The sequence below is a fragment of the Pelosinus baikalensis genome (assembly GCF_020819555.1).
In the GTDB taxonomy this organism is placed as follows: domain Bacteria; phylum Bacillota; class Negativicutes; order DSM-13327; family DSM-13327; genus Pelosinus; species Pelosinus baikalensis.
The window spans coordinates 1-14,983 of the sequence record NZ_JAJHJB010000023.1; the positions used below are offsets into that span (position 1 = coordinate 1).

The 14,983-nt window shown below is 39.4% G+C and carries 19 protein-coding genes and 1 pseudogene; 15 read left to right on the forward strand and 5 right to left on the reverse strand.

The features are described 5' to 3' along the window. Positions 1-112: 112 nt before the first annotated feature. Positions 113-475: a YmaF family protein gene (locus LMF89_RS15560; protein ID WP_229535892.1), complete on the reverse strand. Its 363-nt coding sequence runs from the start codon at positions 473-475 to the stop codon at positions 113-115. A 223-nt stretch (positions 476-698) separates the two neighbouring features. On the opposite strand from LMF89_RS15560, the gene LMF89_RS15565 reads away from it, so the two are divergent. From LMF89_RS15565 to LMF89_RS15575, 3 genes are all read left to right on the forward strand, one after another. Next, positions 699-1,058, forward strand: a complete 360-nt coding sequence (locus LMF89_RS15565; RefSeq protein WP_229535893.1) for a hypothetical protein — start codon at positions 699-701, stop codon at positions 1,056-1,058. A gap of 417 nt (positions 1,059-1,475) precedes the next feature. Next, positions 1,476-2,381, forward strand: a complete 906-nt coding sequence (locus LMF89_RS15570; protein ID WP_229535894.1) for a helix-turn-helix domain-containing protein — start codon at positions 1,476-1,478, stop codon at positions 2,379-2,381. 440 nt (positions 2,382-2,821) lie between these two features. After that, positions 2,822-3,523, forward strand: coding sequence for an SDR family NAD(P)-dependent oxidoreductase (locus tag LMF89_RS15575; RefSeq protein WP_229535895.1), 702 nt, complete (start codon positions 2,822-2,824; stop codon positions 3,521-3,523). Positions 3,524-3,528: 5 nt separating this feature from the next. Here LMF89_RS15575 and LMF89_RS15580 read toward each other — a convergent pair whose 3' ends face one another. Both LMF89_RS15580 and LMF89_RS15585 read right to left on the reverse strand, forming a co-directional pair. After that, the gene (locus LMF89_RS15580) at positions 3,529-3,681 is read right to left on the reverse strand and encodes a hypothetical protein (RefSeq protein WP_229535896.1); all 153 of its coding nucleotides are present in this window, start codon (positions 3,679-3,681) and stop codon (positions 3,529-3,531) included. A gap of 590 nt (positions 3,682-4,271) precedes the next feature. Further along, entirely contained in the window at positions 4,272-4,580 is a 309-nt protein-coding gene (locus tag LMF89_RS15585; protein ID WP_229535897.1) for a winged helix-turn-helix transcriptional regulator, read from the reverse strand. Between the two features lie 173 nt (positions 4,581-4,753). On the opposite strand from LMF89_RS15585, the gene LMF89_RS15590 reads away from it, so the two are divergent. The 4 genes and pseudogenes from LMF89_RS15590 to LMF89_RS26265 form a co-directional block, all read left to right on the forward strand. Continuing rightward, complete coding sequence (locus LMF89_RS15590; RefSeq protein ID WP_229535898.1) at positions 4,754-5,374, forward strand: nitroreductase family protein; 621 nt, start codon at positions 4,754-4,756, stop codon at positions 5,372-5,374. Positions 5,375-5,517: 143 nt separating this feature from the next. Next, entirely contained in the window at positions 5,518-5,823 is a 306-nt protein-coding gene (locus LMF89_RS15595) for a hypothetical protein (protein WP_229535899.1), read from the forward strand. Positions 5,824-5,923: 100 nt separating this feature from the next. Further along, positions 5,924-6,100, forward strand: coding sequence for a helix-turn-helix domain-containing protein (locus LMF89_RS26260; protein ID WP_369412618.1), 177 nt, complete (start codon positions 5,924-5,926; stop codon positions 6,098-6,100). Further along, a pseudogene (locus tag LMF89_RS26265) lies at positions 6,096-6,605 on the forward strand (transposase); the annotation flags it as partial. The gene LMF89_RS26260 and the pseudogene LMF89_RS26265, both read left to right, overlap by 5 nt. A 132-nt stretch (positions 6,606-6,737) precedes the next feature. On the opposite strand, the gene LMF89_RS15600 reads toward LMF89_RS26265, so the two are convergent. Further along, the gene (locus tag LMF89_RS15600; RefSeq protein WP_229535900.1) at positions 6,738-7,115 is read right to left on the reverse strand and encodes a helix-turn-helix transcriptional regulator; all 378 of its coding nucleotides are present in this window, start codon (positions 7,113-7,115) and stop codon (positions 6,738-6,740) included. 162 nt (positions 7,116-7,277) lie between these two features. Here LMF89_RS15600 and LMF89_RS15605 point away from each other — a divergent pair, with 162 nt between their 5' ends. From LMF89_RS15605 to LMF89_RS15635, 7 genes are all read left to right on the forward strand, one after another. Beyond that, on the forward strand, positions 7,278-7,532 hold the full coding sequence (locus tag LMF89_RS15605; RefSeq protein WP_229535901.1) for a helix-turn-helix transcriptional regulator: 255 nt from the start codon (positions 7,278-7,280) through the stop codon (positions 7,530-7,532). A 250-nt stretch (positions 7,533-7,782) separates the two neighbouring features. Continuing rightward, positions 7,783-8,229 carry a PTS sugar transporter subunit IIA gene (locus tag LMF89_RS15610; protein WP_229535902.1) on the forward strand — a complete coding sequence of 149 codons (447 nt, stop codon included), beginning with the start codon at positions 7,783-7,785 and terminating at the stop codon, positions 8,227-8,229. 271 nt (positions 8,230-8,500) lie between these two features. Further along, a complete protein-coding gene (locus tag LMF89_RS15615) occupies positions 8,501-8,815 on the forward strand; it encodes a PTS fructose transporter subunit IIB (RefSeq protein ID WP_229535903.1) in 315 nt (104 codons plus the stop codon). Further along, on the forward strand, positions 8,812-9,909 hold the full coding sequence (locus LMF89_RS15620) for a PTS fructose transporter subunit IIC (RefSeq protein WP_229535904.1): 1,098 nt from the start codon (positions 8,812-8,814) through the stop codon (positions 9,907-9,909). The genes LMF89_RS15615 and LMF89_RS15620 overlap by 4 nt, the downstream gene beginning before the upstream one ends. Positions 9,910-9,996: 87 nt before the next feature. Then, positions 9,997-11,259, forward strand: a complete 1,263-nt coding sequence (locus LMF89_RS15625) for a class II D-tagatose-bisphosphate aldolase non-catalytic subunit (RefSeq protein ID WP_229535905.1) — start codon at positions 9,997-9,999, stop codon at positions 11,257-11,259. A 51-nt stretch (positions 11,260-11,310) separates the two neighbouring features. Beyond that, entirely contained in the window at positions 11,311-11,817 is a 507-nt protein-coding gene (locus LMF89_RS15630; protein WP_229535906.1) for a D-glycero-alpha-D-manno-heptose-1,7-bisphosphate 7-phosphatase, read from the forward strand. Positions 11,818-12,054: 237 nt separating this feature from the next. Further along, positions 12,055-12,720 (forward strand): HAD family hydrolase, encoded by a 666-nt coding sequence (locus tag LMF89_RS15635; protein ID WP_229535907.1) that lies wholly within the window; start codon positions 12,055-12,057, stop codon positions 12,718-12,720. Positions 12,721-12,869: 149 nt separating this feature from the next. Here the strand turns inward: LMF89_RS15635 and LMF89_RS15640 are convergent, their stop codons facing one another. Continuing rightward, positions 12,870-13,730 (reverse strand): MurR/RpiR family transcriptional regulator, encoded by an 861-nt coding sequence (locus tag LMF89_RS15640; RefSeq protein ID WP_229535908.1) that lies wholly within the window; start codon positions 13,728-13,730, stop codon positions 12,870-12,872. Between the two features lie 324 nt (positions 13,731-14,054). On the opposite strand from LMF89_RS15640, the gene LMF89_RS15645 reads away from it, so the two are divergent. Then, positions 14,055-14,702, forward strand: a complete 648-nt coding sequence (locus tag LMF89_RS15645) for a bifunctional 2-keto-4-hydroxyglutarate aldolase/2-keto-3-deoxy-6-phosphogluconate aldolase (protein WP_229535909.1) — start codon at positions 14,055-14,057, stop codon at positions 14,700-14,702. The last annotated feature ends 281 nt before the right edge of the window (positions 14,703-14,983 follow it).

Below are 14,983 nucleotides of genomic sequence, written 5' to 3' on the forward strand. Positions count from 1 at the left end.
CGCCCGCACGGTTCTGTGAGGGTTGCGCGTCGTGAGACGCGCTTCTACTCGACCAAATGTCAAAGGCTGACAAATAAGGGCGTCCCTAACTGTCCTCGCAGGGACATTCATCTTAGTTGCAGTTGTACTCCTCTTGATCCGGAGCAGCGTCCGTCACACTGTTAAAGCGATGATCATGCCCAAGAACCACGCTCGTTTCACCACAGAATTGGTGGGTATGCTCACCTCCTGCTAAATCAATAGCTGGCCCAGTTGTCACATCGACAAAATGCCAATGAAGAGGTCCGCCTTTTGGATCGGTAGTAGTTTTGACAAAGATACGGTGAACATGGCTGTCACCCGAATAGATTGCCGGTCCAGTTGTTCCAAGGATGCCATGTTGGTGTCCGCGGGCCACATCCGCGATAGTAATAAACGCGTGATTGTGGTTTGTGTTTTCCGCAGCTGCCTGGCATTGACCTTTTACTTCAGTCAAAATAATCACCTCCATGTTACATAATATGTTGCGGAGTTGGCAAGTGTGACTAATCTGACGACGGTGTGGCAAAAGCCAAGCTTTCTAATTTTCACCTGACTTCATCGTCAGGCAGGAATTTGTCATCTGCCAGTGTGCATTATTAGTGAATAAAGCATATATTTGGAAAAATCGCCGGGCGGGGATGCAAAGCCGGTGGAGTAGCTATAGGGATTATATAGGTATGGGAAGAAACCTGACGGATACAAGGGAAGTATTGGGTATTCTTTCGGACTTTAATGAAAAAGCCTTAATAGAGTTTGTAAGGTTCAATCATGAGTTTAGTGAGGGAACTTTTCTGGATGTTCGTGAAGAGAAGGAAATAGACCAGTTAAATGTGACTGAATATATAAATAGGTATTTGGCTGAAAAAGGAATAGGAATTAATGATTTGAGAAGTGTAGGCAATAAATCGCTAAGAGAGGAACTGATAAAGCTTCTGATGGAAAAATCCAACTTGTCCCTAAGAGGGATTGCGGAGACATTGGAACTAAACCGTGAAATGGTAAGAAAGTTGCAAGTGTCAAAGGACCTGTCCCCTTGACATTTTTCATTAGACTGTGTAGATAGGCGATTGGTCAAATGGGCAATGTGTAAATTCAAAAGGTTTCGAGGACACAGAAAGAAAGCAGAAATGTGGCTAGCTGAGGTGAAGAAAAGAGAGCCTGATCTATTTGCACACTGGCAATACCGTAATAGGAATGTTGTAATGAGTTGAATGATAAGAGCCGGATGAGGGGAGACCTTCAAGTCCGGTTCCGTGAGAAGCTAAGAGTGAGATTCCCTTGGCTTACTCGACTGAGGGGGGCGCGTCGTGAGGCGTGCTTCTACTCGACCTCTGTCACCCTTTGAGTTTTCTGTAGCGAAGATTGTAATGAAAGTAAGTGAGAATTTTAAAGCAAAGTAAGTCAAGAAATTGGATTCTGCAATATGATATGCTTTTATACGAGGCGGTGAGAGAATGGAGAACTGGGATAAGATAAATGCGGTGCAACGGGTACAGGATTATGTCGGGGAGCACATAAACGAGCCAATAAATCTTTACATGCTGTCAAGGGAGGCGGGATATTCGCCGTGGCATACTTCGCGGATCTTTAAGCAACTTACAGGAAAAACACCTCTGGAATATATACGTATTCTTCGTCTATCTCAGGCTGCTGTGAAGCTTTGGGATGAGGATAAAAGAATTATTGATGTAGCACTTGATTTTGCTTTTGATTCTCATGAGGGTTTTACAAGGGCGTTTTCGGAAAAATTCGGCATGACACCACAGTACTATCGCAAAAAAACGCCGCCGATTCCGCTTTTCATGCCCAGCCCCATCCGTGCTTATTACCTCATGTTGCAGAAAGGAGAAATGAACATGTCAGAAAAAACGAAAACAAACACTGTTTTTGTTCAAGTGGTGGAGCGACCAGCGAGGAAGTTGATTTTGAAAAGAGGAATCAATGCAGACAATTATTTTGATTACTGTAGCGAAGTTGGTTGCGATGTATGGGGCATACTGTGCAGTATAAAAAACGCTTTGTATGAACCGATCGGAATGTGGCTACCAGAGAATTTGATACGGACTGGAACATCCATATATGCACAGGGAGTAGAAGTTGCCCTTGATTATATTGGAGGAGTCCCAGATGGGTTTGAAATCATTGATTTGCCACCTTGTAAGGTTATGGTATTCCAAGGGTCAGCATTTGAGGATGAGAAGTTTGAAGAAGCCATTGTAGAGTTGTGGCAGGTTATGAAAAACTATAATCCAGAATTTTATGGTTTTAAATGGGCAGACGAGGATGGCCCGAGATTCCAGCTTGAGCCATTGGGAGAACGAGGCTATATAGAAGCAAGACCGGTAAGGATGGTAAAATAAACTTCATAAGAATCTTTCTTAAAACGCCTGAGTAATGGGGCGTTTTTCTTTTGGTAGAGATTCTGGACATTCAGACTTCTTTCGATGTTCCTAATAAGGGGGTGTCAATAACCCCGTCCCCATGACATACAATAGATGTTGTATATACGATTCGGTATGGATCGCCGTGTCGAACCCCTGTCCATGCAATGAGCATAGAGAATAGACAATAGCTAAAGCTGATCAAAAAAGCAATATATACGATAAACTCCTGCAAAGCAGCTTAGCCTTGCAGGAGTTTTGTATTTTAATGGTAAATAGGATAGAAATATGGGATATGTTTTTCAAAGAAAATTTTATGATCGTATATTATGACATGAAACAAAAGAGAGGAGTATTCAAAAGAACCGTTCCCGTGATTTTTTTTGTAAAAAATTTTTAACAGGAAAGAAGAGAATGTAATGAGAAAAACAGTATTAATAACAGGCGGAAATAAAGGTATTGGGCTAGAGACTACACGTCTTTTTGTTCAAAATAATTATAAGGTTATTACAATTGCAAGAGACTATAATAACTTTGAATTTAATAAAAATGATAATGTAGAGAAGATAGAATATGACGTATCTAATGTAAATGGTATAAAGGATTTAGTTAGCAAAATTGGTCATGTTGATATATTTGTGAATAATGCTGGAATAATGAACTCTATTCCATATGACAATTATTCTGAAGAAAATAGAGATAAGATTATGAAGATAAATCTTTATGCACCAATAGAATTTATAATACAAGTTTCAAAATCTATGATTGAAGCGGGTACTGGAAGAATTGTAAATACAGCTTCAATTGCAGGACAAATTGGTCATCCCGATATTTGGTATGGAGCATCAAAAGCTGGAATAATTAATGCGACTAAAAGTTTTTCTACATTATTAGGCCCAAAAGGAATTGTAATAAATGCTGTAGCACCAGGCCCTGTGGAAACCAATATGATGGCAGTGATACCAGAACAGAGAAAGCAATCTATAAAAAATAGTGTATTTACAGATAGATTTGCAAAAGCCGAAGAAGTTGCAAAGACGATATATTGGTTGGCAACAGAGTGCCCAGAATATATTAATGGTACTTGCATTGATATAAATAATGGGGCATTCCCAAGATGATATTTTCAAACTATGTAAATGAGAGAAGAAGATAGGTACTCAAAAGAACCGTCCCCGTGACATATTCCAAACTCTTCGGGAACATCGGCCACTCCGGGCTGTTCAAAAATGACGCCTGAAGCCAAAGGGAACTGGCGGACAAATTCGATAGCCATCATTCCTGACCCTCCGCTAAGATCCAAAATTCGAAGGGGGGTAGTGGGCTCTACGAATTGTGCGGCAGCGCGCAAAAATGACTGAACGCGGCCTGTACGGGTCTCTACTGCTGTTAAGCGTGCCAGCTTGCGAAAATCAAATGGCTGAAAAAGGAATAGGAATCAATGATTTGAGAAGTGTAGGCAATAAATCGCTAAGAGAGGAACTGATAAAGCTTCTGGTGGAAAAATCTAACTTGTCCCTAAGGGGGATTGCGGAGACATTGGGACTAAACCGTGAAATGGTAAGAAGGTGCAAGTGTCAACGGGCCTGTCCCCTTGACATTTTAAACCTTAACGAGAAACAAACCGGAGAGCGTAGTGCGGGAAATCCGCACGCTGCGTTCGACGTGGCGGAGGCTGGAAACGTGACTAAGATAGCCGGACTGAGTTTCATCGTGAAAACGATAAAACTTTTCGCTGGGAAACTTATGGGATGCGCGCCAGTCTTCGACCCTACCCGTGAGAAGCTAAGAGTGAGATTCCCTTGGCTTACTCGACTGAGGGCTTGGGGCTGTGAAGCCCCGGCTACTCGATCTGCGTCTTGTCTCTAATTAAATCCATGTCTCAGCCCATTTTTGAATCTCGTCAAGAGCAAGTTTTAATCCTTTTCCTTTATCCGTTAGCTCATATTCAATTCGAACGGGTATTGTGGAATAAACTTTACGAGTAATCAAACCTTGTATTTCCAGTTCCCTAAAACGTTCACCTAACATTTTATCACTCATTTCAGGGATTAAGTTAGAAATATCTGTAAACTTCATAGGACCTTCCTGTAGAACCCTTAAAATCAGACCAGTCCATTTTTTACCTAATATATTGAAAGCAGATTTATATTTGTTACATATTCGAGTTATTGCCATTTAAAAATCACCCCAGCTACATTTTACAATATACACTTGACAATAGTAAATGAATTTTTGTATAATACTAACTATAAGTATGTTACTAACAAAAATATAGTAGAATTTTGAAAAAGCTTATTACTTAAAATTAATGTAGATAATAATTGATTTTTTAAAAGAGGTGATTTTTGGTGGATTTTAATGAAGTTATAAAAGCAAGAAGGAGTATTAGGAAATTTAAAGCACAACCTGTACCCGATAAATATATTCAGGAAATTATTGAAGCAGGGCGACTTGCTCCATCTGTATCAAATATACAGTCTACCAGATATGTAGTAATTAAGAGTTCTGAAGTGAAAAAAAAGCTAAATGAATACACTGTACCTTTTGTAAAAGATGCACCAGTTGTAATTGTCTGTTGTGCATATAAAAAAGCATGGTTGGAACAAGAAGAAAAATTTTTAGAATTAAAAAATATCGGAGCATTCAAAGATTTCTATCAAGAAACAAAGCAACAAATGGATAACTTTGAGAAAGATGGTAAAGTGGAAAGAATGGCTAATCCAGAAATAGATAAATACTATACGTGGCAACATGCTGCAATTGCAATTGATCATATGACACTAAAAGCAGTTGATTTAGGACTGGGAAGTTGTTGGGTTGGTTTTGTTGATCGGGAAAAGGTTAGAGAATTAGTCAATCTTAATGAAGATTATGAAGTTATTGCACTATTACCAATTGGTTATCCAAGTTATAACCCGTTACCAAGACCTAGGCTATCTATTAAGGATATATTATTGAAGGAATTATAAATATTCACTCTGTTAAAGGATGTAACAAAAGAAGCGGAAAAAATCTAGTCTGAACTAATCTGAACCCCTGAAATGGGACACAAAAGAAAAAGGCACCTCTTATGTCGTATAGTAAATCTATATTACATGAGAGGTGTATTTTTATGGCAAAACGAGCACATTATCCAATCGAAGTGAAATGGAATGCAATCAATATGAAATTAGCAGGCCACAGTAAACATGAGATTATGATAGCTCTGGGAATTAAAAATGATACGCAAATAGAAAGGTGCATGAGTTGGTATCGAAATGGTGAAACCCATCGCTTTCACCAACCTGTAGGAAAACAATATACATACAAGAAAGGGATTGAGGAATATTCAGAGCTTGAACGGCTGAAACTTAGAGTCAAGCAGCTTGAGATGCATAATGAACTTCTGGGAAAGTTAAATGGGATCTTAGGAAAATAACAAAAGGCCAATTCTTAGAAATAATTGAATCACTTAAGGGTAAATATTCAATTCGAGAGATGCTAGCCTTTCTTGAGATCCCCAAAAGTAATTATTATCGTTGGAAAATAAACCCAATGATAAAAAAGATGAATATAAACTAATCGAGCTTATTAAAGTCATTTGCACTAAGCATAAAAGGCGCTACGGATATAGGAGAGTTGTGGCAGAGCTAAGAATCAAATATCAGCTAAACAACAACCATAAGCGAATAAGCCGTATTATGGCAGAAAAATAATCTCCGGGCAAAAATCCGTCGAAAAAAATTCGTTCGATACAAGCTTGACGAAACAGTCAAAAAAGCGGATCTAATCAAACGAATTTTCAAAGCGGATGCACCCAATCAGAAATGGTATACTGATGTTTCAACAATTACCGACGGTGAATCCAATCTGTATGTATCAGCCATCATTGATGGACTTAATAATGAAGTTATCAGTAGTATCATAGGACCATCCCTTAATTTAGAACTAGCATTTGAAACGGTTAATCGTGCTATTAAAAATCGGAATATAGATGGTGTCATTCTTCATTCTGATCAAGGAGTATTATATACCTCGCCAAGGTTTCAAGCGTTTGTAAAAGAAAAGAACATTACCCAAAGCATGTCCCAAGTGGGTGTATGCTATGATAATGTTCTTATCGAGTCGTTCTTCTCACATTTGAAGACTGAAGGCTTCTATTCTCAAGATTTTAACGAGACCAACGAACAAATCATTGAGATCGTAGAAGAATACATCTAATATTATAACAATGAACGGTTACAATTAAAACTAGATAAACTGCCCCCAATTAAATATCGGGAGCAGTTCCATACGACATAATCAAGGTCTTCTTTCATTAAGTCCCAGTTTTGGGGTTCAGACTAAATCGTTTTACGATTTTTTCCGCTTCTTTTCTTGCTTCGTATCCCAAAATATAATTTCAAGTGCTGCTTTAATTTTTGCTTTATCTTCTTTAGTCAGTAGTACACCATCAAATAAGACTTCTGATTCGTCAAGAAATCTAATTAAGTCCGTAGGCTGTTTTTGAGAGAGATTAGGTGATTCAATATTGTTACCAAGAAGGTTGTCTATAGTTACTCCAAAGAACTTTGCGAAAATTAGAGCAGTATTAAAGTCTGGTTCACGTCGCCCAGTTTCATATTGTGCATATGTATTTCTTGAGATGTTTAATATATCTGTTAATTGCTGTTGAGTAAGATTCTTTTCTTTTCGTAATTGAACTAAGCGAGTAGAAATCAATTGACTCACCACCTTGAGTATTATTATAAACGTTGCTAAGAGCAACTAAAACTACTTGTTGCTATAAGCAATAAAATTATTAAAAACAATTGACAATGTTGCTTAAGGAAATATATAATAAGAACATAAAGTTGCCTTAAGAAACAAATATAATAAAGGTAGGTGATTAACATGAAACATGATAGGATTTGGCTAATTGATCTTCGTAAGAAGAGGGGATTAACTCAGCAACAAGTAGCAGATTCATTGACAATTAATCGTTCAACATATGCATTAATTGAAAGTGGTTTGCGTAATCCTAGTCCCGATTCTGCAAAGCAAATTGCTAATGTTCTAGGTTTTGAGTGGGTAATTTTTTTTGACAATGAATGGTGCGATAAGAAACAAAAAAGTGGAGGAAATTATCCAAAATCTAAAGCAGCTTAGGGAGGTGATAAATTGTTTCAGAACTTAAATCCTTACAATTCAACAAACAAAGTCTATGAGAATCTTAAAGAAGAGTAAATTTTATTTGCATAATAATCTTGCAAGTGAAAGGAGTGTACAAGTACTTTTACGCCCTAGGTTGGTTACCTATAGTATATCGAAAAGAAAATACTAAATCCATTTTTGTAGACAATCTTTAAAGATCTTCTTACATCCTTGTATTACAAAAAATAGACTGGGAGGCGAAAAATTGATCATTCATGAGTCACTTATCGAATTAAACATGAAGTCGAAAAACAAAGCTGAAATCATCGAAACCTTAGCCCAAAAAGCAAAGTCGCTTGGTCGTATTCGTGATGTTGCAGGGTTTATACAGGCCGTATTTGCCCGAGAAGCGTTGTTTCCTACTGCTATCGGTTATGGTATCGCCATTCCTCATGGTAAAAGCAGCGATGTAGAGATTCCCTTTATCGCTTTTGCCAGAAGCCAGGAAGAATTTCTCTGGGATGGTAGATCCGAACATAAGGTTAGACTTATCTTTCTGATTGGTGTACCGGAAGAGCAAGCCAGTGATCTGCATTTGAAAATTTTAGCCAATATTAGTAGAGGGTTGATGAATGACTCGTATCGGGAGAGGCTGGAACGGGCTATGGATGTATGTGAAGTTATGGAAATATTTGAGGAAATGGGGTTATAAGGGGACGACACACGAGACCGACACACCCCGCCTGCGGGCACCCCTCTCTAGAGGGGAATTAAGTAAAAACCATACAGACACAAATAACACAAAGTAATTCATGATTATAGTTTCCTCGTGTTTCCTTTGTGTTGCCTGGTAACGCGGCACGCAAAGGAGTGCACGAAAAAATAATAAAAACCCTTTGTGTCCTTTGCGTCTTTGCGGTTCCATTGTTTTATCGGTTTTTTAAAGGACGCGTAGCGTTTTTCTAATAAAGGGGGAAATTATTTTGAAAATAATTGCTGTATGTGCATGTCCGACGGGGATTGCTCATACGTATATGGCTCAGGCTGCTTTGGAGAAAGCTGCAATGGGTAGGGGACATGATATCAAGATCGAAACCCAGGGAGCTATGGGGATTGAAAATGAATTGTTGCCAAAGGATGTGGAGGAGGCCAGCATTGTTATCTTTGCCGTGGGTGTGAATGTGGAAGGGGAAGAACGATTTAGTGGCAAGCCCAGCATCACGGTGGAAGTGGGTAAAGCCATTGAAAATCCAATGGCCGTGATCGAAAAAGCAGAGAAGAAGGAGGAACAGGCATGAGTGAACTTGTAATGGATGAACTGAAAAAAGTGAAAAACCATCTGATGACAGGTGTTTCCTATATGATTCCATCCGTAGTGGTAGGTGGTATCTGCATTGCTGGAGCTTTGGCAACGGGGACACCGGGAGCTAAGGGGATGGAGGTTACCAGTGCCTTAGCCAATCACATTTTGAATATCGGTGTTGCAGGTTTTACCTTGATGATTCCGATTTTAGCTGGTTATATTGCCTATAGTCTTGCAGGTAAGCCGGGGGTAGTTCCTGGTATGATTGGCGGTTATCTGGCAAACCAGCCAATTGCCGACAGTCCTTATAAGGCAGGCTTTCTTGGTGCCTTGGTTATGGGATTGTTTGCGGGTTATATTGTGAAATGGATCAAAGGCTGGAAGGTTCCCAGTTACTTACGTCCTGTAATGCCCATCTTTGTCATTCCCATTTTAAGCTCCTTAGTTGTTGGTCTTACTTATATTTATTTACTGGGACAACCCATTGCCGCTGTGATGGGCGGGATTACAGATGGCTTGAAAAGCATCAGCCAGCAAGGGGCTGTCGTCATCGCCATTATTACAGGTCTGATGATTGCTTTTGATATGGGGGGACCCGTTAACAAAACCGCCTGCATGTTTGCTTTTGGATTGATGGCGGAAGGGGTCTATACCGTCATGGGACCGATTGGTATTGCCATTTGTACACCTCCCTTGGGAATGGGGCTTGCTACCTTACTGGCAAGGCAGAAGTATAGCGGGGAAGAGTTAGAAGCGGGAAAAGCAGCCTTGGCGATGGGGATGATTGGCATTACCGAAGGAGCCATTCCTTTTGCTGCTGCTGATCCCCTGCGAGTACTGCCCTCCATCATGACAGGTTCGGCAGTGGGGGCCGTCATTGGAGCCTTAGGTAAAGTGGCAGATCATGCACCTCATGGTGGTCCCATCGTATTGCCAGTGGTTGATAATCCGATGTTTTATATCTTAGGAATTTTTTGCGGCACAGTGGTTACGGCCTTGATGGTGAATTTCTTGAAGGTGGATGTTAAGAAGGAAATATCTAGGCAGGTAGGAGGCGATTGCTTCGCTGACGCTCGCAATGACAGTTAGCAATTCGGGATAAAGAAAAAAGGAACTCTTTGGTAATTGGTACATAAAATGATTCCATAATGGTATTTTGTAGAGGAGATTATTACAATGAATAAAATGAATATACGTGAAGTAATGGATAAGATATTTACCTTGGAAGAGACGGGTTTTCGGACTACCTTGCTCGGAATTGGGCCCATGTCCAGAAATCTTATTGTCGCGTCCTTAGAATTAGCAAAGGAAAAAGATTTCCCGATCCTGTTTATCGCCAGCCGAAATCAAGTAGATGCGAAGGAGTTGGGGGGCGGTTATGTATGCAACTGGGATCAGCGAGGCTTTAAGGAGGCCATTGCAGAGATTGCAAAAGCAGTCGATTTTACAGGGCTATATTATTTGTGCCGCGATCATGGCGGACCTTGGCAGCGGGATAATGAGCGCAATAGTCATTTGCCCGAAGCCATTGCGATGGAATTGGCGAAAAAGTCGTATGTAGAAGATCTGGTGAATAGCTTTGACTTACTGCATATTGATCCGACCAAAGATCCCTATGTGATTGGGAAATCCATTGACATGGAGGTCGTCCTTCGGAGAACGATCAACCTTATTGAATATGTGGAGATGGAACGAAAGCATCGCAACTTGCCGGAGATTGGCTATGAAGTGGGCACCGAGGAAACCAATGGAGGGCTAACCAGTCAGGAGAGTTATGAAATCTTTATTCAGCAGTTGACTACAGAACTGTCTAAGCGAGGACTTCCCATCCCCGTATTTATCGTGGGACAGACGGGGACCTTGACCAGACTAACGGAAAATGTGGGAGAGTTTAATTATCATAGCTCAAAACTACTGGCGGATACTGCAAAAAAATATGGAGTTGGCTTAAAGGAGCATAATGGGGACTATCTGGATGACTATATCATTCTAGACCATCCATCCCTTAATATTACTGCCATGAATGTGGCACCTGAATTTGGCTATATTGAAACGAAAGCCTACTTAGAACTCATTCGCTTAGAAGAAAAGGAATTTGAAAATGGCAGATTAGCTGTAAAGTCAAATTTAAAAAGAGTCATGTCAGAAGAAGCCGTGAATAGTGGACGATGGAAAAAATGGGTGATTGGTGATGATGTACATTTGTCTGTGGAAGCAATTCTAGGGGAGACAGAATTGACAGCAACAATATGTGAAATTTGTGGTCACTACACCTATGAAAATGAAGAAGTAAAGCGTGAAATGATAGTGCTGCATGAGAATATGAAGACGTTAGGGATTGACGGTAACCGTTATGTGCTGGATAAGATCAAAAATTCCATTGATCGATATGTACAATGTTTTAACCTGGAAGGACTGACTAGCAAGCTCCAGCATTAAGGAAGGAAAACGTATTTTTTCTCTATGTGTTAAAGAGGGAGGGGGAAGGATATGAAGAAAAAGCCAGCCGTGTTTTTTGATCGGGATGGGGTACTAAATGTAGATCGAGGGTATATCTGTCGTCGAGAAGAATTGGAATGGATGCCAGGGGCTATTGCTGCCTTACAGAAGCTCTATGAATTAGATTATCTGGTATTTGTCGTTACCAACCAGAGTGGGATTGCCAGAGGTTTTTATCAGGAAGAGGACGTATATAACTTTCATCGCTGCATGGCGGAAGAGGTAGAAAAACAGGGTGCGGTGATTCATTCTTTTTATTTTTGCCCCCATCATCCAGAGGGGAAGGTTGATCAGTACGCTATTCTTTGCAATTGCCGCAAGCCTTTACCCGGCATGATCCAGCAAGCTTGCTTAGAATGGCCTGTTGACTTAGAAAAATCATTTCTCATCGGTGATATGCAGCGGGATATAGATGCGGCCCGAGCTGCTGGGATACCGGGCTATCTATTTTCCTATGGCAATCTGTATGAGTTCATTTTGAGAATTTTGCAGGAGTAGAGGAATGGCTAACTAAAACACATCTTAGTTAGCCTTCTCTGTTGCCAATCGCACTCCCATGTCAAAGGCTTTTTTGCAGTCATGGGGAAATACTTTCAAAAATAATTCAGTCCTGCAAGAAATCTAAAAAAGAACTTGCAGGGTTTTTGTATTTTAATGGTAAATAGAGTAGTAGGCATAGCATTAAATTTAGTCTGCAATATGTGCAGCCCCTATGAATGGGATGGAGGATGAATCATGTACAAATATTTAATTTTTGATATTGATGGAACCATTATTGATACGGAAAAAGCGGTTATCGGTTCGTTACAAAAATTATTAAAAGTAGAGACAGGTATAGATTACCCAGCCGATGAATTGTCTTTTGTATTAGGAATTCCGGGATCTGTCGCCTTACGACAGCTAAACATTGCAGATACTGACCAAGCATGTCTAAAGTGGAATGAATATTTAAAAGAATTTTATAACTCTATACGGGTATTTCCTGATTTAGAGGAAATCATAAAATACCTGCACGACCTAAAAATCAAGACAGGTATTGTTACATCCAAAACGAAACAAGAACTACTTGACGATTTTTATCCATTTGGATTACATGATTATTTTGATTATATCGTTTGTGCTGATGACACTACTAAACATAAACCTGATCCAGAACCTATATTAAAGTGTTTGGAACTTGCCCAAGCATCTCCAGCTGAGACGATTTATATCGGTGATACTGGTTATGATATGCAAAGTGCCCATCACGCAGGTGTTGATTTCGCGCTTGCTTTATGGGGGACGAAAGATCCAAATCTAAATGCAAAGATAAAGTTAAGCCATCCAAAAGAATTATTGGATATTGTAAAAACGGAAATAGAACGAGTCGAGGGACAGCTCAATGACTCGTATGGACAATGAAATCTCAATGCGTTCCTTATAAATAACTATTTTTAAAAAGAAGATAATTACTTCCCTATATTAACTAGAAGCTGTCTCCAATACAAAAGTATGAGAGGCAGCTTCTTTGATGGTGTCCAGATTTTTATTTATGGTGAACTAGCAGGGAACTATTCTTTACGGTTGGCAATTGCCAGCCGCAGTTTATTAAGATTATTGGTGAATTTATCCTGGTTTTTAAATATCATACCCATATATAAAAGATCTACAATTGCCATATGAATCAGGCGTGATGTCATTGATTCTGAAGAATAATTCACTTCCCGGCTCATGCCGTGCAGAACGAGATCAGCTTTTTTAGTAAGAGGCGATTTTAAGTGGCTGGTAATTGCAATGACTTGGGCTCCGCTTTGTTTTGCAACTTCCACGGAATTCAGCAAATCAGTATTAGACCCAGTGTGTGATACGACGATTACTACATCTTCCGGTTCTAAAATGGATGCTGAAATAAGCTGCATATGCAAATCGGAATAGGCCTTTGTTGGTATGCCAAAACGTATGAAACGGTGTTCGATATCAGAGGCAATTACTGCTGAAATACCAAAGCCATAAATATCAATCTTATGGGCATGATCAAGAATAGCAACAGCCTTTTGCAGTGCATCAAAATCAAGTAATTTCAGTGTATCTTGTAAACCCTCGGAAATACTGTTAAATATTTTGGTCCCCATCGTTTCAAATGAATCAGTAGGTTGTACTTCCTGATAGTTAGTTTCCAGGGGGCTCAGTATTTCGCTAGCTAAGGCAATTTTTAAGCTTTGTAAACCATGAAAGCCCAATTTACGGCAGAAACGGGAAATTGTTGCTTCAGCAGTTTTTGTAGCTTCCGCCAAATCAGAAATAGTCATATGAATAATATCATGCGGTCGTTCTAAAATGAAACTGGCAACCCGCTTTTCAGATTTAGTGAAACTCTGAAAGCTGCTACGCAAAAGAGGCAGACATAGTGTTGGTAGGTTTGTTCCAGGCATAGCATTTCCTCATCATTCAATTTAATTTATTTCATTGTATTATTGTAACAATAATGCAAAATCTAGGCAAGTTGTATATATAAATGATAGAGTGTTATCTAAAATTAAAACTAAAATGATTGGAATATATCATAAAAATGTTGCGATTTACGAATAAATCGAATAAAATATAAATTACATGAATCTATCAAAAAATATTTAAGAAATGATATTGAATTATCAATTTTGAGAATGATTTGTAAAAAACGGGTGATGTGTATGGCTGGAAAAACATAAAGGCTACTTGCTTTGGCAGATAGCTGCAAATGAAAAGGGGAATTGATTATGAGTAAACAACAAGTGCTTGAACAAATTTGTAAATCCGGTTTAGTTGCAGTGGTAAGAGCTGAAAACGGGGACCAGGCTAAGCGGATATCAGAGGCTTGCTTGGCTGGCGGCATGAAAGCTATCGAAATGACTTTTACGGTACCAAATGCTCATCATATTATGGAAGAATTGGCGAAAGCCTATTCTCCAGAGGAATTAATTATTGGGGCAGGGACAGTCCTTGATCCTGAAACAGCTCGTATTTCTATTCTCAGCGGGGCACAATATGTAGTTTCACCATGCCTGAATAAAGAAACTGTGCGTTTGTGCAATCGGTATCAAATTCCGATGATGGCCGGAGCTATGACGATAAAAGAAGTTGTTGAATGTATGGAAGCTGGATGTGACATTGTTAAACTATTCCCAGGGGAACTCTTTGGCCCGGCTATGGTCAAAGCCATAAAAGGTCCTTTGCCTCAGGCACAGATTATGCCGACTGGTGGAGTTAATGTTAGCAATGTTCAAGAATGGATTAAGGCTGGCTGCGTGGCAGTTGGTGCTGGCAGCAGCTTAACAGCTGGTGCTAAGACCGGGGATTATGCTGCAATTACCGCAACAGCCAAGAAATTCCTAGAAGAGATTGCTAAGGCCCGGTCCTCCAAATAAACAACGAATAGGACTCTTGAATAATTGGCAGAGTTGCAGCACGAATTGCTTTTTACCAATGACATTCAAAGTAAAAAAGCTCGCAAATTTCGCGAGCTTTTTTATTTCAAGAAATAACAATTAAGGTTTATATTTCATCTGATTTTAATTAAAGATCTGGCAATAATAATATTGGAGGTGATAAATATGAAACAACAAGAATGTAAGCAAGAACAAAAGAAACAAAACAAAAATGTTGAATTTGCAAAAGAGATTTTTAATAATGAAAATAAGAAAAATGA